This window comes from Streptomyces sp. NPDC002476 (genome assembly GCF_042889785.1).
In the GTDB taxonomy this organism is placed as follows: Bacteria; Actinomycetota; Actinomycetes; order Streptomycetales; family Streptomycetaceae; genus Streptomyces.
On the sequence record NZ_JBIARH010000004.1, the window covers coordinates 164,837 to 182,885 of the forward strand.

Here is an 18,049-nt window from a genome sequence, read left to right on the forward strand (position 1 = left end):
GCTGAAGGCCCCCTACGGCTTACTGCTTACCGCACTGCGGGACCAGCTTTTTCTCTTCCGCCGAGAGGCTGGGACCAGGAGTGGGGGTCGCTGCGGTCGACTTGGTCTTGGCGGTGCGGCTCGGTGTGGCGGGCGGCTTGACGGCGTCCGAGTCCGTACCGGCGGCTTGGCCCTCGTCGGAGCGAGCCTTCTCGGCCGCGCGTCGCTGGGCGTCCTTCTTGCAGGCGGATGCCTGGACGGCGAGTTCGCCGATCTTCTCGCGGGCCGAGGCGAGGTCGCTCTCGGCGATGGTCGCCTCCACCTGCTTGCGCTGGTAGGCCGGGAGGTACTTGAGTTCGATCTCCGGGTGGTCCTTCTCGACCTTCGAGAGCGAGACCCACGCCAGGTCCTGGCTGATGCCCCGGAACAGCGCGACGTGCTCGTTGTTCGCGCCGACGTAGAACTGGTTCTGGGTCCAGCGGTATCCGCTGTAGACGCCACCGCCGATGACGGCCAGCGCCAGGACGGTGCAGAGCGACCTCTTGAACCACTTCCGGCCGCCGCCCGGCTTCACGAAGTCTTCGTCCGTGTACGCGTCGAAGGAGCCCTCGGGCATTTCTCCGTACCCGGCGGCGTCACCGCTCCCGGGCGGGCCGAACCCGCCCGCGGGAGGCGGTACGGGGCGGCCCAGGCCGGCCGCCCGTCCGGCGGGGGTCTGCATGGCGGCCGTGCTCTCGGCGGCGGCCATCTGCGCCGCCTGGTTCTCGGCGACAGCGCCGACCACGACCGGGGTGTCGTTGAGCCGCCCGGACAGGGTGTCGTTGTTGTCGACGTCGACAACATCGGCGACGATGCAGGTGATGTTGTCCGGGCCGCCGCCGCGCAGAGCGAGCTGGATCAGCTCCTGGATGGTCTCCTGGGGGCCCTGGTAACTGGCGAGAGTCTCCTCCATCGTCTGGTGGGAGACGACGCCCGAGAGCCCGTCGGAACAGATCAGATAACGGTCGCCGACCCGGACCTCGCGGATCGACAGATCGGGCTCGACGTGGTCGCCACTGCCCAGTGCCCGCATCAGGAGAGCACGCTGCGGGTGGGTGGTGGCCTCCTCCTCGGTGATCCGGCCCTCGTCGACCAGCCGCTGCACCCAGGTGTGGTCCTGGGTGATCTGGGTGAGCACGCCGTCGCGCAGCAGGTACGCGCGGGAGTCGCCGACATGGACGAGACCGAGGCGCTGCCCGGTCCAGAGCAGGGCGGTGAGCGTGGTGCCCATGCCCTCCAGCTGGGGGTCCTCCTCGACCATCATGCGCAGCTGGTCGTTGGCCCGCTGAACGGCCGAGCCGAGCGAAGTGAGGATGTCCGAGCCCGGGACGTCGTCGTCGAGCTGGACGAGCGTGGAGATCACCTCGGAGCTGGCGACCTCGCCGGCCGCCTGTCCGCCCATGCCATCGGCAATGGCGAGGAGGCGCGGACCGGCGTAGCCGGAGTCCTCGTTGCCCTCCCGGATCATGCCCTTGTGCGATCCGGCGGCGAAGCGCAGGGAAAGACTCATGCGCACCTCGCCCGTCGGCTCGGGGTACCGCCGGTCTCGAGCCACACTGCCCACCCTCCGGTCGGGAGCCGGGCCGGGTCCGTTGCTCGGGCCGCCGCGGCTCGCTCGCTCCGCTCGCTCATTGTCGTACTACTTCCGCAGCTCGATGACGGTCTTGCCGATACGGATCGGCGCGCCCAGCGGAACAGGCGTCGGGGTGGTGAGCCGGGTCCGGTCGAGGTACGTGCCGTTGGTGGACCCGAGGTCCTCGACGATCCACTGACCGTCACGGTCGGGGTAGATCCTGGCATGCCTGCTGGACGCGTAGTCGTCGTCCAGCACGATCGTCGAATCGTGGGCCCGTCCCAGCGTGATGGTCTGCCCCTGGAGCGCGACCGTGGTGCCGGTGAGCGATCCCTCGGAGACGACCAGCTTTGTGGGCGCTCCCCGGCGCTGCCGACCGGACTGCTGGCGCTGCTGCGGCGGGGCCGCGGCATTCTGGCGTGCCTGTTGCGGTCGTGCGTCGTTCGTGGTGCGGCGTGAGCCGCGCTGCGTGACGCGCGTTCCGAACAGGTCGCTGCGGATGACCTGGACGGCCACGATCACGAACAGCCACAGAACGGCCAGGAAACCTAGCCGCATGACCGTCAGGGTCAGCTCTGACATTGCCCCCGCTTCACCCTTCGGCTTGCCGGTAAACGATGGTGGTGCTGCCCACGACGATCCGCGAGCCGTCGCGGAGCGTAGCGCGGGTGGTGTGCTGCCCGTCCACCACGATGCCATTGGTGGACCCGAGATCCTGGATCGTCGAGGGCGTCCCAGTCCGGATCTCACAGTGCCGGCGCGATACGCCGGGGTCGTCGATCCGCACGTCGGCGTCGGTGCTGCGCCCCAGCACCAGCGTCGGGCGGGAGATCTGGTGGCGAGTGCCGTTGATCTCGATCCAGCGCCGCACCTGCGCGTTCGGCAGGGGGCTGGGACCGGACGGCGGGTGCCGGTCGGCGCCGGGCGCTCCCGGCCTGCCGGTGCCCGGCGGCGGGGCCGTGGGCATGGGCGGGGCGGAGCTGGGCGGGTAGCCGTAGCCACCGGTGGGCTGCGGGGGCCGCCCCTGGGCCGGGTAGGGGGACTGGCCGGGCTGTCCCTGGTGGTTCGACGCTCCCTGCCGGCCCAAGTCCTGGTGCTGTGAGGAACTCGACGCCAGGGTGCGGCTGCGCACCCGGTACAGGCCGGTGTCGAGATCGTCGGCCTTCTCCAGGTGGACCTTGATGGGGCCCATGAAGGTGTACCGCTGCTGCTTGGCGTAGTCGCGGACCAGCCCGGAGAGTTCGTCGCCCAACTGGCCCGAGTACGGGCTGAGTCGCTCGTAGTCGGGCGTGCTGAGTTCGACGATGAAGTCGTTGGGCACGACGGTCCGCTCGCGGTTCCAGATCGTCGCGTTGTTGTCGCACTCGCGCTGGAGGGCTCCCGCGATCTCCACCGGCTGGACCTCGGACTTGAAGACCTTGGCGAAGGTGCCGTTGACCAGACCCTCGAGACGCTGCTCGAAACGCTTCATGACTCCCATGGGGCACCTCCTCCGTTGTGGTCGGCCCGGTACTGCTTACTGATCGTATCCACGCGTCGGGAAATCGGCTGGTTCCCCTTGTCTGCCCTGTGGATGAGTGTCACCTCTCACACGGATCGTAGAGGCGGCCTCCTGCCAGTGTCCCGCACAAGGGGGGTACTGGGGAGGAGTGGGGGCGGCCGCTCGGCGTTCCCTCTCCCGCCATGCCTTCGGTGAAACAACGGATGTGAATCCACCCTGTCCAGCGTGCTAATCTTCCGGATGTCGCCAGGCGATCGCACCAAACGGTGGGAGAGCCCGGAAACACCACTCATGCGCGAGTGGCGGAACGGCAGACGCGCTGGCTTCAGGTGCCAGTGTCCTTAGGGACGTGGGGGTTCAAATCCCCCCTCGCGCACAAGGGAGAAGCCCCACGGGTCAAACGATCTGTGGGGCTTCTTCGTTCCCGGGTTTCCGTGACTTTTTCGGCGCTTCCGCTGGTTTTGGTTCTTCCGGGGCCTTCCTGTGCTTCATGGCGTTCGCTTTGTTTGCCCGGTTCCGCGGGTTCGCAGGGTTCACAGGGCTAGCTGGGCTCACGGAGCCTGTGGCGTCCACGGCGTTCGCCGTGCTCTTCGTCGCTTTCTGAATGTTTCGGTGCCTTGCGGAGATTTCTGGCTTTACGGGGCTTTCTGGTGGCTTCTGTGTACATGGGGCTACATGTGGTTCTTGGGGTTATAGCGGTTCTTGGGGATGCATGCGTCCATGAGGCTTGTGGGGGTTCGTTCGTCGGGTGACGACTTTCGTCGTGGGCGGGTGCGACGAAAGTTGGGCGTCATACACATACAGGACTGTCTAGGGTGCGGAGCGTGTACGCGATATCGAAGCTCCGGGCCGGGTGGCGATGGTGGGCCGCGCCCGAGCTGTGGTCCCGGCGCAGGACGGCCGGCGAAGCGGTGCTGGCTATGGTGCTGGGACTGCTCGCGGCCGGTACGGAAGAACTGCTGCGCAGCGGGAACCTGCGCCTGTGGGCGGTGTCGGCCGCGGTCGTGGTGCTGTCTCTGATGAGGCGCCGACTGCCCGTGACGGTGCTGGTGGTGACGTCTGCCCTGGCTGGTCTGTCCGGTGGCTTCGCGCTGCTGCTGATGGTCGTGGCGTGGAGTTCCGGGCGCAGGATCGCGGGGGCCGGGCTGGCCCTGGGCGCCTTCACCGCCTCGTACGCGCTCTATGCGGGGCTGACCGTGGCGGTGAGCTGGTCGGGGACGTGGCCGCTGACCCAGGTGCTGTTCACCACCCTCTACTTCCTGGCGACGACGCTCGTGCCTGGTCTCGCCAGCCGGTACTGGACGCAGCGCCGGACCCTGCTGCACGCCTTGCAGGAGCGTAACGCGCAGCTCATCCGAGAACGGGCCATGATCGTGGGACAGGCACGGCTCATGGAGCGCCAGCGGATCGCCCAGGACATGCACGACAGCCTCGGTCACCGGCTGGCGCTCATCTCTGTCCATACGGGGGCGCTGGAGGTCGACCGTGAGCTGACGGCACGGCAGCGGGAAGTGGTCGGGGTGCTGCGAGATGCCTCGGTGCACGCGATGCATGAGCTGCGTGAGGTCGTCGGCATTCTGCGGGACGGTGTCGAGGGACCGGTGCAGGGCGGCGAAGGCGGGCAGTCGACGGCACGGGGGACCGCAGGCATCGAGGAGCTCACGGCGGCGGCGCGGGCTGCCGGGAGCGCTGTGGAGCTTCGTCGCACAGGGAGGATCCGGGCACTTGCCGCGGCCTCGGACCATGCGGCGTACCGCATCGTCCAGGAAGCGCTGACGAATGCGTACAAGCATGCGCCGGGTGCGGAGATCGCGGTCGAGTTGCGCTACGAGCCGGATTCTTTCGTCGTCGAGATCGTCAATGGTCCACAGGGGCATGCGCGGCCCGCGGGTGAAGTCGTCAGTGGCGGGCAGGGGCTGCCCGGTCTGCATGAGCGGGCCCGGCTGGTCGGCGGCATGGTGCACACCGGCCAGACCCAGGACGGCGGCTTCCGGGTGGCCGGGGTTCTTCCGTACGGCGCCGAGGGCGCGGGCGGCGGGTTGGCGGGTGCGCCGATGGTTGATGCGGAGGACGACTTTCGGCAGCAGTCCCGGATGGTTCTGCGGGGAAATGGTGGTCCGGTCATGGACTGGACGGTTTCCGAGCGGGAGTTGGCGATGAGCGGTGGCAGAAGAGGTACGGGCAGCGGGGTCGCGCTGGGCTGCGGGATAGGAGCGGGAGCCCTGGTGCTGTTGGTACTGGCCTGTGGCTTCGGTCTGTACTTCTTGGTGGTGGAGGCGAACAAGGGGATGATCGATCCGAGTCAGTACCGGTCGATTGAGATCGGCACTGCGGAGGACGAAGTTCGGGAGAAACTGCCTGCCGGGGATACATTCATGACGGACGGAATCGACGATGAGGGGCCAGAGAAGCCCGCCGGGGCGAGGTGTCTGGTCCTGATGTCTTCCGAGATCGGCGACAGTTTCGACACCGAGCCGGTGTTCCGGTTCTGCTTCCGGGACGGCAAGCTGATCGAGAAGAAGTCCTATGAGGTCGCCAGTAGATGAGGCGCCTGGGACGAGCGCGGGGGTGTGAGTGATGGGTCAGCTGATCAGGGTTGTCATCGCTGACGACGAGCCTCTCATTCGTGCCGGGATACGAATGATCCTCACCTCGGACCGTTCCATCGAGGTTGTCGCCGAGGCGGCGAACGGGCGGGAGGCCATCGAGCTGGTCCGTGCCCATGGCGCGGATGTGGTGCTGCTCGACATTCAGATGCCGGTGATGGATGGGCTTACGGCGTTGGCAGAACTGCGAACGGCGGCTCCGGCGGCACGGGTGATCGTGCTCACGACGTTCGGGGAGCGGGAGAACGTCCTGCGGGCGCTGGAACAGGGGGGCGCTGGCTTCCTGCTCAAGGACACCGCCCCGGCCGAACTGATCCAGGCCGTGCGGGCGGCGGCGGCCGGGGACGCGTATCTCTCCCCCGGCGCCACCCGGCACGTGGTGGATCAGCTCACTCTGGGACGGGCTGCGGTCCGGGGCGAAGAGGCGCGCCAGAGGGTCGCGGCCCTCACCGGGCGGGAGCGCGAGGTCCTCGGACTGCTCGGGGAGGGGCTGTCCAACGCGGACGCGGGCCGACGCCTGCATATGAGTGAGGCGACCGTGAAGACGTATGTGAGTCGGATCCTGGCGAAGCTGGGATGCGAGAACCGGGTGCAGGCCGCGTTGCTGGCGAGGGACGCCGGGCTGTAGGCGGGGAACGCGGGGCTGCGAGTGAGGGACGCCGGGCCGTGGACGGGCCGTCCGGCGCGATACGTGGTGGTGGCGGCGAACCCGTCCGATCCATGGTGAACTCGGTCGAGCCCCAGGGTCGTGTTTCACGTGAAACACCCCATTGGGGGTGTTCTCGCGGTTGGGGTGGTCTCACACGTACGAGTCCCGGAACCGAGTCCCGGAACTGTGGATCCCGATGCGTCCTGCGTTGTCGCCGCAGGTCGACCGGGATGGCAGCGGCTACCGCGGTTCGACCGGTGTGGCGGCGTTCGCGCAGTTCGCGGAGTTGTAGCGCAGCAGGTACTCCGCGAACTTCGCGGGATCGTCCTCCGTCCAGCCCGCGAGGCGGTCCTGGTAGGCGGCGCGTCGGCTGGCCTGCGTCGAGGCGAGTGTGCGGGTTCCGGCCTCCGTGGGGTCCGCTGTTCGGCCTGGTGGATCAGGGGCTCGGCGGACTGTGGGCGACGGCCTGGCTCTACTCCGCGGGCATCCTGCTGATCGGCGTGGGGATGCACACCTTCCTCGAGCGGTGGACGACGCCCGGCGCGATGGTGCTCTTCGTGATGCTCAACCTCACCAGCGCCGGCGGCATCTTCCGGCTCGAGATGCAGCCCGGTTCTTCGGCTCGCCGCACTCCTTCTGGAACGAGGCGGGCTTCGTCGAGGGCGTACGGAGCCACGTGTACCTCGGCGGGCACGCGCTCGGACGGCATGTCCTGGTGTTCGCGCTCTGGTTCGCCGTGGGCCTGGTGATGATGTGGCCGACCGGTCTGGCCGAGTCCGGGCGCCGGAAGGCAGCCTCGGGGACGGCCCCGGCGGGAACGGCTCCGGCCGGCACCGTCGCCGTATTCGTCGGCACCGTCGCCGGATTCGTCGAGGCCGAAGGGCGCGTGGGCGGGGGCGGCATGTCAGGACCGGCGCCACGGCCGGGGCGAACGAGGGCGAGCGGCTGGAGGAGGAACTGAAGGAAGCCGTCGACGTCTGACCGGGCCGAGCCCGACCGGGTCGGCCCCGACCGGGTCGGGGCCGACCGAGCCATGTCCGACTGCGTCGCGTCCGACCCGGAGTGCTGGAGAGTCCACAGGCCGACAGGTGGTTTCCACAGGGTTGTCCACAGGGGGAGACGGATTTCGGCCGACAGCGGTAGCGTCGTCGCGGTTGATCTGCGACAAGGCACCGGGCCGGTGCGCAGGACAGAGTCGGGGGAGGCTGCGCGCCATGCGTGAAATCGAAGTGACAGCTCTGGAGCGAAGGACGGAGCCGGGGCGGGGGACGGCGCCTGATCGGGCCGCGGTGGCGGACCGGGCGTCGATGCCGGAGCAGTGGGCTGCGACAGGGGAGCAGCGCATCCCGGTCGTGCCCGGATTCGCACCGCGGGGGTATGTGGCGGCCAAGGGTTCCGGCAAGGCGCCGCGGTCGCTCAAGGCGGCGGGCAAGGCGCTGCGGGAGCGGGTGCCCAGGGCCTCGCATTCCTCCTTGGTCCTTCCGCCCGGGCGGCCCGATGCCGTGCAGGCGGTCGAGCGGTCGAGCCTGGGCAGGGTGCCCGCCCTCGCGCCGATACGGGTCGGACGGATGGCGGCCACGCCGTTCGCCTTTCTGCGCGGCTCGGCCGGGCTGATGGCGCATGACCTGGTGGGCACGCCGGTCAGCCGGGTGGGCGCCCAGCTCTGCGGCGATGCCCACGCGGCCAATTTCGGGTTGTACGGGGATGCGCGCGGCAGCCTCGTCATCGACCTGAACGATTTCGACGAGACCGTGTTCGGTCCCTGGGAATGGGACCTCAAGCGCCTCGCCACCTCCCTGGTGCTGGCCGGGAGGGAGGCCGGTGCGGACGAGGACACCTGCCGTCGGGGCGCGTACGACACGGTGGGTGCGTACCGGCGGACCATGCGGTTGCTGGCCGGGCTGCCCGCGCTCGACGCCTGGAACGCCATCGCGGACGAGGAACTGGTCTCGCACACGGACGCGCGGGATCTGCTCGGCACACTGGAACGCGTCTCGGAGAAGGCCCGCAGCAACACCAGTGCCCGTTTCGCCGCCAGGTCCACCGAGGACTCCGGTGACGGGGGGCGCCGCTTCGTCGACGCCCCTCCCGTGCTGCGGCGGGTGCCGGACGAGGAGGCCGCGGCGGTGGCGGCGGGGCTCGGTGACTATCTGGGCACGATCTCCGAGGACATGGTGCCCCTCCTCGGCAGGTACGCGATACACGACGTGGCGTTCCGGGTGGTCGGCACGGGGAGCGTCGGCACCCGGTCGTACGTGGTGCTTCTGCTCGACCACCGGGGCGAACCCCTGGTGCTCCAGGTGAAGGAGGCGCGGCTCTCCGCGCTCGCGCCGTATCTGCCGGCCGTCGGGTTCGACGTTCCGGAGGCGGCGCACGAGGGGCGCCGGGTGGTGCTCGGGCAGAGGCGGATGCAGGTCGTGAGCGACATCCTGCTGGGTTGGGCGACCGTGGACGGACGTCCGTACCAGGTGCGGCAGTTCAGGAACCGCAAGGGCAGTGTGGACCCGGCGGCCCTGGCAGCCGACCAGGTGGACGACTACGGCCGGATGACCGGGGCATTGCTGGCGCGTGCACATGCGCACAGCGCCGACCCGAGACTGATCGCCGGGTACTGCGGCAAGAACGACGAACTGGACGAGGCGGTGGCGGCGTTCGCTGTGACGTACGCGAACCGTACGGAGGCGGACCACGCGGAGTTGCTGCGGGCCATAGCGGCGGGGCGGATAGCCGCCGAGCCGGGCGTGTAGGTGCGTGCAGGGGGGCGCTCCGCCACCATGCGTCCTCGGGACGGTGGTCGTGGCCATACGCTGGACGGGTGACGCACGAAGCCGCCGGGGTGCCGACCACCCGGAACGACGATGACCGGCAGGACAACGACCAGCAGTACGAGCCGCATGCGCGGCCCGAGCCGGCCGAGCGGTCCGGGCAGCCCGAGCAGGACGGTCGGTCGGCCGGTGGTGGTCCGGGGACCGATACCGCCGCCGGGAGCGGTGGAGCCACGGACGGGAAGGCCGAGGAGGCGCGGCCCGAGGCGCGGCTGGCCAGGGCCGTGCGGGTGGCGGAGCAGGCTCTGATCGAGTTCGAGATCGCGGTGGAGACCTTCCGGGTGGAGGTTGAGAACTTCTCCCGGTTGCACCACCAGAAGCTCGGCCCGATGTACGCGAGCCTCGACGAGCTCGACGCGCGGATCGCGGAGGCCCGGGCCGCCAGAACGGGGGACCCCGAGGATCTGCGCAAGGCGCGTGAGGCCCGGGCGGCCGTGATGCCGATGCCGGGTGTCGACGAGCTGTTCCACGACTGGATCGACTCCGACGGGCTGTCCCCCGAGGCGGCGGCGATGCTGACCGAGCAGCCGGTACGGCCGCCGAAGCGGGTCCGGCCGAGCGACGAGGCGCGCAAGCGCTACCGCGAGCTGGCACGCAAGGCCCACCCGGACCTGGCGCAGGACGAGAGGGAGCGGGCGCGCCGGGAGGAGTTCATCACCCGGGTCAACGCCGCTTACGGACGCGGTGACGAGGCGTTGTTGGAGGAGCTGGCGCAGGAGTGGGCGGCGGGTCCGGTGGTGCCGGAGGTGGAGCTGAGCGAGAGCGAGGAGCTCTACGCCCGGCTGAACTGGCTGACCCAGCGCAAGGAACTCCTGACGGTTCTGGCGCGGGAGCTCGAGGAGAGCGCGATCGGCGCCATGCTGCGGATGGCGCCCGACGACCCGGACCGGTTGCTCGACGAGATCGCCGACCAGCTGCTGGCCGAGGTGGCCCGGCGCGAGGAGGAGCTGGCGGGACTGGTGCAGTAGCGTTCCTGGTGACTCAGGAGCGTACGCACGAGAGAAGGCACACCCCATGAATTTCGCCCCGCTGCCCTCGGTGGATGCCGCGGCGGTCCCGTCGGACGGCTTCGTGCTGGACGTCCGGGAGGACGACGAATGGGCGGCCGGGCACGTCGAAGCTGCCCTGCACATTCCGATGAGTGACTTCGTGGAGCGTTTCGGTGAGCTGACCGAGGCCGTCGAGGACGGTCGGCGGGTGCATGTGATGTGCCGGGTCGGCGGTCGGTCCGCCCAGGTGACCCAGTACCTGGTGGGACAGGGCATCGATGCCGTGAACGTGGACGGCGGCATGCTCGCCTGGGACGGTGCCGGGCGCCCCATGGTCACCGACAATGGCAACGCGGCCGTCGTGCTCTGAAGCGGTCCTGAGGTGCCCTGAGGCGGCCCTGAGGCGTTCCGAGGGAGCCCCGGCCTCCGTTTCCGGGGCAGAGGGGTGTGCACAGCCCTTCCGGGGCCGGTTCCCAGGATCACCAGGACGCCTGGGCCTCCGGAGCGGTTCGGTCCCGTCGCCGTGCGGGCCTCGTGCGGTTCGGGCCCGCTGTGGTTCGATTCCTGGTACGGCACGGGCGCCGATGTCGTTCGGTGCGGCGTCGGTGCCTTTCTCGGCGCCTCCGCGCCGGGTGAGGCGCTGGTCGGGTCAGCCGAGCAGGTGCGCGGCCAGCAGGTCGCCGAGTGCTTCCTCGTGTGCGGCAGCCGGACCGAGGGAGAGCTCCACCTGCTTCGCCCAGGCATGGAAGCGGTGCAGGGAGTAGTCGGTGTCCGTACCGAAGCCGCCGTGCACATGCTGTGCCGTTTGCACGACCCGGCGGACTCCCTCCGAGGCCCAGATCTTCGCCACGGCGATGTCGCCCTCGACCGGCAGGGCGCCGTCGGCCCCGGTGGACAGGCGCCAGGCCGCCTGCCAGAGCGTGACCTCCATGGCTCGAAGGTCGATGTAACGGTCCGCGGCCTGCACGGCGACGGACTGGAAGGTCGCGATCGGATGACCGAACTGCTCGCGCCTGCCCGCGTATTCGCTCGTCATGCCGAGCACGGCCTCGCCCAGCCCCAGCGCGAGCGCGCACGTCTCGGTGGTGAGCAGGGCGCGCAGCCATTCCCAGGCCCCGGCGGTGTCGATCAGCGCCTCGCCACCGACACGTACCGCGTCCAGCCGGATCTCGGCGAACGGTTCACCGCTGGTGGAGAACTGCTCGGCCAGGGTGACGCCTTCCTGCGAGGGGCGGACCAAGGCGATGACCGTCCGGCCCTCCTCCGTACGGGCGGGCACCGCGATCCGGTCCGCGGACGCCGCCCACGGCACTCCCGTCTGCACCCCGTCCAGCACCCGAACGGTGTCGTCCCCCCTGTGGCCGGACGCATCACGGCGATCACCGTCGGGAGCACCGCCCGGGGTGTCACCGGCGCCTCGTCCCGCGACATCGCGAGGGACGGCCCGAGCGGTGACGGCGAGTTCCGCCGGGTCGTGGCCGGAGCGGCCGTTGGCCCCGACGGTCAGGACCAGTTCCCCTCGGCCGACCCGGGGCAGAAGGCCGGCGGCCGACGCCGGGTCGCCGTAGCGCTGGAGCGCCATCGCGACGGCGTACGTCTCCAGCAGCGGTACCCGAGCGAGCACCCTGGCGGATTCCCGCAGCACCAGGCAGAGGGCGACGAGGTCGAGACCCGCCCCGCCGTGTTCCGGTGTCAGGGGCAGACTCAGCAGGTCGCTCGCGGCGAGCCGGGCCCACAGACTCCGGTCGATGTCGTCGGCCACGGCGCCCGGCACGCGAGCGGGGCTGGGAACGCCGTCGGGTGTGACACCCGAGAAGACCGCTTTCGCCGCCTCCGCGGCCGCTCGCTGTTCCTCGGTGAAGGTGAAGTCCATCGTCCCTGCCTCCCGCGAACCGCCGCTCCCGATCCCATGTCTGACGGTCCGTCAAGATAGAACAAGTTCTACGAGAAGGGAACCAGGAGACCATGCGAGTGCGCGCGGCGGACGGCGGGATGGCGGAGTGAGGTGAGGCGGCGCGGGGTGGGCGGTGCGGGTACGCTCAGCGGTCGAAGTCCAGCTCCACCTCCGGTGTCGCCGGATGCGACTGGCACGCCAGCACGTATCCCGCGTCCGTCTCCTCGGGTTCCAGCGCGAAGTTGCGGTCCATCCGGACCTCGCCCGAGACCAGGAACGCCCGGCAGGTCCCGCACACACCGCCCTTGCAGGCGTACGGCGCGTCGGAGCGGCTGCGCAGGACCGTCTCCAGCAACGACTCGCCCTCCTGAACGGGCCAGGTGCCGGACCGGCCGTCCAGGGTCGCCGTGAGCCTGCTGTGGGCAGGTGCTGCGGGCCGGGGCCGGGTGGCCGACTCCGGGGCGTCGTCCACATGGAAGATCTCCTGGTGGATGCGCGTCCGGTCGACACCAAGGTCGTGCAGCGCGCCTTCCGCCGCCTGCACCAGGCCGAAGGGTCCGCACAGATACCAGCCGTCCGTCTCCGCCACCGGGAGCAGCGCGGGCAGCAGTCGGCCGAGCCGGTCCCGGTCCAGTCGGCCAGAGGGCAGACCCGCCTGCTGTTCCTCCCGGGAGAGCGCCGTGACCAGCTGGAATCTGTCCGGGTAACGGTCCTTCAGGTCGGCGACCTCGTCCAGGAACATCGTCGATCCGGCTGTCCGGTCGCTCCGGATCAGGCAGAAGACGGCGTCGGGCTCCCGCTCCAGCAGCGTCGCCGCGATGGACAGCACCGGTGTGATCCCGCTGCCTCCGACGATCGCCGCGAAGCGCCCGGGGCGCGGGACGAGCACGAATCGGCCCATCGGGGGCATCGCCTCGACCATGTCGCCCACGGAGAGTTCCTTCAGCGCGTAGGTGGAGAACGCGCCGCCGTCGACGAGCCGGATCCCCACGCGCAGCACCGGGTCGGCCGGTTCCCCGGCGGCCGGGGAACAGATCGAGTACGAGCGGCGGATCTCCTCGCCGTCGACGGTGTAGCGCACGTTGAGGTGCTGACCGGGCTTGTGGCGGAAGGTGTCGCGCAGCTCGGGCGGCACGGCGAGGGTGACGGCCACCGAATCGTCCGTGAGCCGTTCGATCGCGTGGACCCGGAGCGGATGGAACATCTACAACTCCTTGAAGTGGTCGAACGGTTCGTGACACGCCACACACCGGCGCAGCGCCTTGCACGCGGTGGAGGAGAACCGGCTCAGCAACTCCGTTTCGGTCGAGCCGCAGTGCGGGCAGCGCACCGAGAGCGCGAGTGGTACCGGGCCGGCGCCGGGGGCCGCGGACGAGGCGTCGTGCGGGCGCGGGGGCGCGATGCCGGACTCGGCGAGCTTGCGCCGTCCTTCCGCGCTGATGTCGTCCGTGGACCATGCCGGGGAGAGGACGGTGACCACGGAGACCTCCGCTATGCCGTGGTCGTTCAGCACTCGCTCGATGTCGGCGGACATGGCCTCGATCGCCGGGCATCCGGTATACGTCGGGGTGAGACGCACGGTGACCCGTCCGGGTGCGAGCACCTCCACGCCCCGCAGTACTCCCAGTTCGTCGAGGGTCAGCATGGGCATCTCGGGATCGGGCACGGAGCCCGCCAGCCGGTGCAGTTCCGCTTCGAGAAGGGTCTCGGTCACCATGTCGCCCCCGGATGGCTGCGATGCAGATGCTGCATCTCGGCGAGCATCCGGCCGAAGGGTTCGGTATGGATGCCCTGGCGTCCCGCACCCGCCGTCCATGCTGTGGACCGCGGGCCGTCCGGCACGGTCAGCGCGGCCCGTTCCAGCACGTCCGTGACGGATTTCGACCAACTGTCCTGCAGCGAGGGCCAGTCGACCTCCACTCCCTCGACGGGCTGGAACAGCTCACCGGTGAACCGCCAGAGTGCGTCCACGGCGCGCTGCATCCGCTCATGGCTCTCGTCCGTGCCGTCGCCGAGCCGCACGGTCCAGTGCTCCGCGTGGTCCAGGTGGTACGCGACTTCCTTGACCGCCTTCGCGGCCAGGTCGGCGAAGGGACCGCCGCTCGCCGCCAGTCGCTCGTACAGCAGGTGCTGGTAGGCGGAGAAGTAGAGCTGCCGGGCGATGGTGTGGGCGAAGTCGCCGTTCGGTTGCTCGACCAACTGGACGTTGCGGAACGCGCGTTCCTCGCGCAGATACGCCAGCTCGTCCTCGTCGCCCGCGAGGGAGAGCAGCACACGGGCCTGTCCCAGCAGGTCCAGGGCGATGTTGGCCAGCGCCACCTCCTCCTCCAGGACAGGGGCGTGACCGGCCCACTCCCCCAGCCGGTGCGAGAGCACCAGCGCGTCGTCGCCCAGGGCGAGTGCCGCGGTCACAGGTGCTTCACCCCTTCGGGGATGTCGTAGAACGTCGGGTGCCGGTACGGCTTGTCGGCGGCCGGTTCGAAGAACGAGTCCTTCTCGTCCGGCGACGACGCCGTCACCTGGGCGGACGGGACGACCCAGATGGAGACGCCCTCGGAGCGGCGGGTGTACAGATCGCGTGCGTTGCGCAGGGCCATCTCCGCGTCCGGGGCGTGCAGGCTGCCCGCGTGGGTGTGGGACAGTCCGCGGCGCGAGCGCACGAACACCTCCCACAGCGGCCATTCGGTCGAGCTGCTCATGCCGTCGCCTCCCCGTTGCGTACCGGTGTGTGCTTCGCGGCGTACGCCGCCGCCGCGTCCCTGACCCAGGTGCCTTCCTCGTGCGCCCGGCGGCGCTGGCCGAGGCGTTCTTCGTTGCACGGACCGTTGCCCTTGAGGACCTCCTGGAACTCCGCCCAGTCGATCGCTCCGAAGTCGTGGTGCCCACGCTGCTCGTTCCATCGAAGGTCCGGATCCGGGAGGGTGAGTCCCAGGGCCTCGGCCTGCGGGACGCATATGTCCACGAAGCGCTGCCGCAGCTCGTCGTTGGAATGCCGCTTGATCTTCCAGGCCATCGATCGTGCCGAGTGGGCGGATGCGTCGTCCGGCGGACCGAACATCATCAGGGACGGCCACCACCAGCGGTTCACCGCGTCCTGCGCCATCTCTTGCTGGGCCGGGGTGCCGCGGCTGAGGGCGAGCAGCAGCTCGTATCCCTGGCGCTGGTGGAACGACTCCTCCTTGCAGATGCGGACCATCGCCCGGGCATAGGGGCCGTAGGAGCAGCGGCAGAGCGGTACCTGGTTGGTGATCGCGGCGCCGTCCACCAGCCAGCCGATCGCTCCGACGTCCGCCCAGGTCAGCGTGGGGTAGTTGAAGATCGACGAATACCGTTGGCGGCCCGCGTGAAGCTTGTCCAGCAGCTCCTCGCGGCCGACGCCGAGCGTCTCGGTGGCGCTGTACAGATAGAGCCCGTGTCCTGCCTCGTCCTGCACCTTGGCCATCAGGATCGCCTTGCGGCGCAGCGAGGGCGCTCGTGAGATCCAGTTGGCCTCCGGCTGCATGCCGATGATCTCGGAATGGGCGTGCTGGGCCATCTGCCTGATCAACGAGGCGCGGTAGGCGTCCGGCATCCAGTCGCGGGGCTCGATGCGTTCGTCCGCCGCCACCGCGGCGTCGAAGGCTGCTTCGAGCGCCTCGTCCGTGCCGCAGGCCCCCTCGGGCCCGCCTGCCCCCGTCTTCGTCGTCTGGCCCGCAGTCACTGCCGTCATCCCGGACTCCCTACCGACCGACCGATCGTTCGGTTCGTTGTCTACAATGGTGAGTCGGCGGCCCGTAGGGTGTCAACCCTGTGGACAACTCACCGGGATCGACGGGGATCGGGGCGGGATGGATTCGTACGACGAAACGGACGGCGAGAGCGGAAACGGAGGTGCCGAGCCGGGGCGGCAGCGGCGCGGAGCGCGGCAGGGCGAGGACGCGCCGACCGGCGCCGCCCCGGGGCCGGGACGTGCCTCCCCGGGCGGCGTGGCCGCGCTCTCGCTGCCGTACCAGGCCGTTGCGGCGATCGCGCTGTCGGTCATCGGACTTCTCGCCTGCGGCCACCTGGCCATGGTCTTCCTGCACGTCGCGCCGTCCAACACGCTGACCAAGCAGCACGGCGAAGCGGTCGACGACTGGATCTACCCGGAGTTCGAGCAGAACTGGAAACTGTTCGCCCCCAACCCGCTCCAGCAGAACGTGGCCGTGCACGTACGGGCCGAGGTGGCGGGGGACGACGGCCGGCGCACCACCGCCTGGATGAGCCTGACCGGTGAGGACACCGAGGCGATACGCGGAAACGTCATACCGAGCCACATCCACCAGAACGAGCTGCGACGCGCCTGGGACTTCTACATCAACTCCCACGACAACGAGAACCGGGCGAACGGCGTGCGCGGCGAACTGTCCGAGCGCTACATACGCCGCATCGCGATGCGGCGCCTCACCGGACACGACTACGGCGGCACCATTGAGCGCATCCAGCTCCGTTCCGAGGTCCGGTCCGTCGGGGCGCCCGCCTGGAGCAACGAGAAGATCAGCCCCAAGCCGTCCTATCGGGTGCTGCCGTGGTGGACCGTGACCTCCGCCGATCTTCCCGAAGACGCTGAGGAAGCCGGGAACGCGATGAGTGCCGGGAACGCCGAGGGGGCCGACAAGTGAGTACGCTCTCCCTCGATCGCAAGCTCGCCCGCGCCGTCCAGCGCGTCACCTCCACGGCCCTCGGCCCGTACCAGAGCGCCGTCATCCGGATCGGTTTCTCCGCCACCTATCTGCTGTTCCTGCTGCGCGAGATACCGAACCGCCATGAGATGTACGGCCCCGATGCTCCGTGGCACTGGGACATGGCGCGGGAGCTCATATCGGGCAACCAGGCGTTCACCACGCTCATGTGGTCGGACAGCACGGTCTGGTTCGAGATCGTGTACGCGGTCGCTCTGCTCTCGGCCGCGCTGCTGATGGTCGGATGGCGCACCCGCGCCGCGTCGGTCCTCTTCATGGTCGGTGTGCTCTCCCTGCAGAACCGCAGCATCTTCATGGGCGACGGCGGTGACAACGTCATCCATCTGATGGCCATCTACCTCGTACTGACGCGCTGCGGGCAGGTCTGGTCGCTGGACGCGCGACGCGCGGCCCGTACGGCGCGTGCCGCCGGTCTCACGGCCCTTCCGCCTCCGGTGGGCGACGAGGCGCCGGGGCAGGCGGACGCGCCCGCGGAGGCGAACGCCGACGAGCCGGCGCGGCCCGTGCGGCGGGATGCGGTCGGCCCGGTTCTCTGGGCAGCACTGGGCCTGGTCCTGATCGCGGCCACGCTGACCGACGGCCTCGGGGGCACCTGGTGGTTCCCGGCTCTTCTCTGGATCCTCTGGGTGAGCCAGGGGCTCTGGTGGATCGTGAACCGGCGCGCCCCGCACAGCGAGATGCGCACCCTGCTCGACGTCGTCGCCAACCTCGCCCACAACGCCGCCCTCGTCGTGATCATGGCCGAGGTCTGTGTGATCTACGCGACGGCCGGCTGGTACAAGGTCCAGGGCTCGAGGTGGCAGGACGGTACGGCGCTGTACTACCCGCTGAAGCTCGACTACTTCGCGCCGTGGCCGGCGCTGTCGGACATCCTCGCGTCCAGCGGTGTGATCGTGATGCTGGTGAGCTACGGCACGGTGATCGTGCAGGTCGCTTTCCCGTTCACCCTGTTCAACCGGAAGGTCAAGAACGTCCTGCTCGCCGTCATGATCTGTGAGCACGTCGGCATCGCCCTGCTGCTCGGGCTGCCCTTCTTCTCCATGGCGATGATCGCCGCCGACTCCGTGTTCCTGCCGACCGTCTTCCTGGTGTGGCTCGGCGACCGGATGACCCACGGGCGGAGGCTGCTGTTCGGGCGGAAGGTGAAGGTGCCCGGTCAGCGGCGTTCCACCGATGCCGAGGAGGCCCCGCAGCAAGTCGGCAGCGAGGGTCATACGCTCGTCGGGTGAGTAGCGAGAACGGCAGCAGAACCGGCGGTATCGGCCGCACCAGC

Annotated in this window: 16 protein-coding genes, 1 tRNA gene and 1 pseudogene; 9 read left to right on the top strand and 9 right to left on the bottom strand. The window is 69.7% G+C overall.

Annotated elements, in window-relative coordinates:
- Positions 1-19: 19 nt before the first annotated feature.
- The 3 genes from ACFYXM_RS06525 to ACFYXM_RS06535 all read right to left on the bottom strand — a co-directional run bounded on the left by ACFYXM_RS06525 (position 20) and on the right by ACFYXM_RS06535 (position 3,071).
- Entirely contained in the window at positions 20-1,528 is a 1,509-nt protein-coding gene (locus ACFYXM_RS06525; RefSeq protein ID WP_389287436.1) for a Stp1/IreP family PP2C-type Ser/Thr phosphatase, read from the bottom strand.
- Positions 1,529-1,657: 129 nt separating this feature from the next.
- A complete protein-coding gene (locus tag ACFYXM_RS06530; RefSeq protein WP_351517553.1) occupies positions 1,658-2,173 on the bottom strand; it encodes an FHA domain-containing protein in 516 nt (171 codons plus the stop codon).
- A 10-nt stretch (positions 2,174-2,183) separates the two neighbouring features.
- Positions 2,184-3,071, bottom strand: coding sequence for an FhaA domain-containing protein (locus ACFYXM_RS06535; protein WP_389287439.1), 888 nt, complete (start codon positions 3,069-3,071; stop codon positions 2,184-2,186).
- 314 nt (positions 3,072-3,385) lie between these two features.
- On the opposite strand from ACFYXM_RS06535, the gene ACFYXM_RS06540 reads away from it, so the two are divergent.
- From ACFYXM_RS06540 to ACFYXM_RS06570, 7 genes and pseudogenes are all read left to right on the top strand, one after another.
- A tRNA-Leu gene (locus ACFYXM_RS06540) sits at positions 3,386-3,468 on the top strand.
- Positions 3,469-4,012: 544 nt separating this feature from the next.
- Positions 4,013-5,638, top strand: coding sequence for a sensor histidine kinase (locus ACFYXM_RS06545; RefSeq protein WP_389287707.1), 1,626 nt, complete (start codon positions 4,013-4,015; stop codon positions 5,636-5,638).
- A gap of 28 nt (positions 5,639-5,666) precedes the next feature.
- On the top strand, positions 5,667-6,326 hold the full coding sequence (locus ACFYXM_RS06550; protein ID WP_389287441.1) for a response regulator: 660 nt from the start codon (positions 5,667-5,669) through the stop codon (positions 6,324-6,326).
- A gap of 434 nt (positions 6,327-6,760) precedes the next feature.
- A pseudogene (locus ACFYXM_RS06555) lies at positions 6,761-7,328 on the top strand (hypothetical protein); the annotation flags it as partial.
- A gap of 326 nt (positions 7,329-7,654) precedes the next feature.
- On the top strand, positions 7,655-9,094 hold the full coding sequence (locus tag ACFYXM_RS06560) for a DUF2252 domain-containing protein (RefSeq protein WP_389287709.1): 1,440 nt from the start codon (positions 7,655-7,657) through the stop codon (positions 9,092-9,094).
- A gap of 68 nt (positions 9,095-9,162) precedes the next feature.
- Positions 9,163-10,140, top strand: a complete 978-nt coding sequence (locus ACFYXM_RS06565) for a hypothetical protein (protein WP_389287443.1) — start codon at positions 9,163-9,165, stop codon at positions 10,138-10,140.
- 46 nt (positions 10,141-10,186) lie between these two features.
- Complete coding sequence (locus ACFYXM_RS06570) at positions 10,187-10,531, top strand: rhodanese-like domain-containing protein (protein WP_389287445.1); 345 nt, start codon at positions 10,187-10,189, stop codon at positions 10,529-10,531.
- A 279-nt stretch (positions 10,532-10,810) separates the two neighbouring features.
- Here ACFYXM_RS06570 and ACFYXM_RS06575 read toward each other — a convergent pair whose 3' ends face one another.
- The 6 genes from ACFYXM_RS06575 to paaA all read right to left on the bottom strand — a co-directional run bounded on the left by ACFYXM_RS06575 (position 10,811) and on the right by paaA (position 15,764).
- On the bottom strand, positions 10,811-12,034 hold the full coding sequence (locus ACFYXM_RS06575) for an acyl-CoA dehydrogenase family protein (protein ID WP_389287447.1): 1,224 nt from the start codon (positions 12,032-12,034) through the stop codon (positions 10,811-10,813).
- 166 nt (positions 12,035-12,200) lie between these two features.
- Positions 12,201-13,259, bottom strand: coding sequence for a 2Fe-2S iron-sulfur cluster-binding protein (locus ACFYXM_RS06580; RefSeq protein WP_389287449.1), 1,059 nt, complete (start codon positions 13,257-13,259; stop codon positions 12,201-12,203).
- Positions 13,260-13,772 (bottom strand): 1,2-phenylacetyl-CoA epoxidase subunit PaaD, encoded by a 513-nt coding sequence (gene paaD / locus ACFYXM_RS06585; RefSeq protein ID WP_389287452.1) that lies wholly within the window; start codon positions 13,770-13,772, stop codon positions 13,260-13,262.
- Positions 13,766-14,467, bottom strand: a complete 702-nt coding sequence (paaC, locus tag ACFYXM_RS06590; RefSeq protein ID WP_389287454.1) for a 1,2-phenylacetyl-CoA epoxidase subunit PaaC — start codon at positions 14,465-14,467, stop codon at positions 13,766-13,768. Before paaC ends, paaD begins: the two co-directional genes overlap by 7 nt.
- Positions 14,464-14,754, bottom strand: coding sequence for a 1,2-phenylacetyl-CoA epoxidase subunit PaaB (gene paaB, locus ACFYXM_RS06595; protein ID WP_073790700.1), 291 nt, complete (start codon positions 14,752-14,754; stop codon positions 14,464-14,466). The genes paaC and paaB overlap by 4 nt, the downstream gene beginning before the upstream one ends.
- Positions 14,751-15,764, bottom strand: coding sequence for a 1,2-phenylacetyl-CoA epoxidase subunit PaaA (gene paaA / locus ACFYXM_RS06600; protein ID WP_389287457.1), 1,014 nt, complete (start codon positions 15,762-15,764; stop codon positions 14,751-14,753). Before paaA ends, paaB begins: the two co-directional genes overlap by 4 nt.
- 118 nt (positions 15,765-15,882) lie before the next feature.
- Between paaA and ACFYXM_RS06605 the strand changes: the two genes are divergently transcribed.
- Together ACFYXM_RS06605 and ACFYXM_RS06610 are read left to right on the top strand one after the other, a co-directional pair.
- Positions 15,883-16,695 carry a DUF5819 family protein gene (locus tag ACFYXM_RS06605; protein WP_389287458.1) on the top strand — a complete coding sequence of 271 codons (813 nt, stop codon included), beginning with the start codon at positions 15,883-15,885 and terminating at the stop codon, positions 16,693-16,695.
- Positions 16,692-18,005: an HTTM domain-containing protein gene (locus ACFYXM_RS06610; protein WP_389287461.1), complete on the top strand. Its 1,314-nt coding sequence runs from the start codon at positions 16,692-16,694 to the stop codon at positions 18,003-18,005. Before ACFYXM_RS06605 ends, ACFYXM_RS06610 begins: the two co-directional genes overlap by 4 nt.
- The last annotated feature ends 44 nt before the right edge of the window (positions 18,006-18,049 follow it).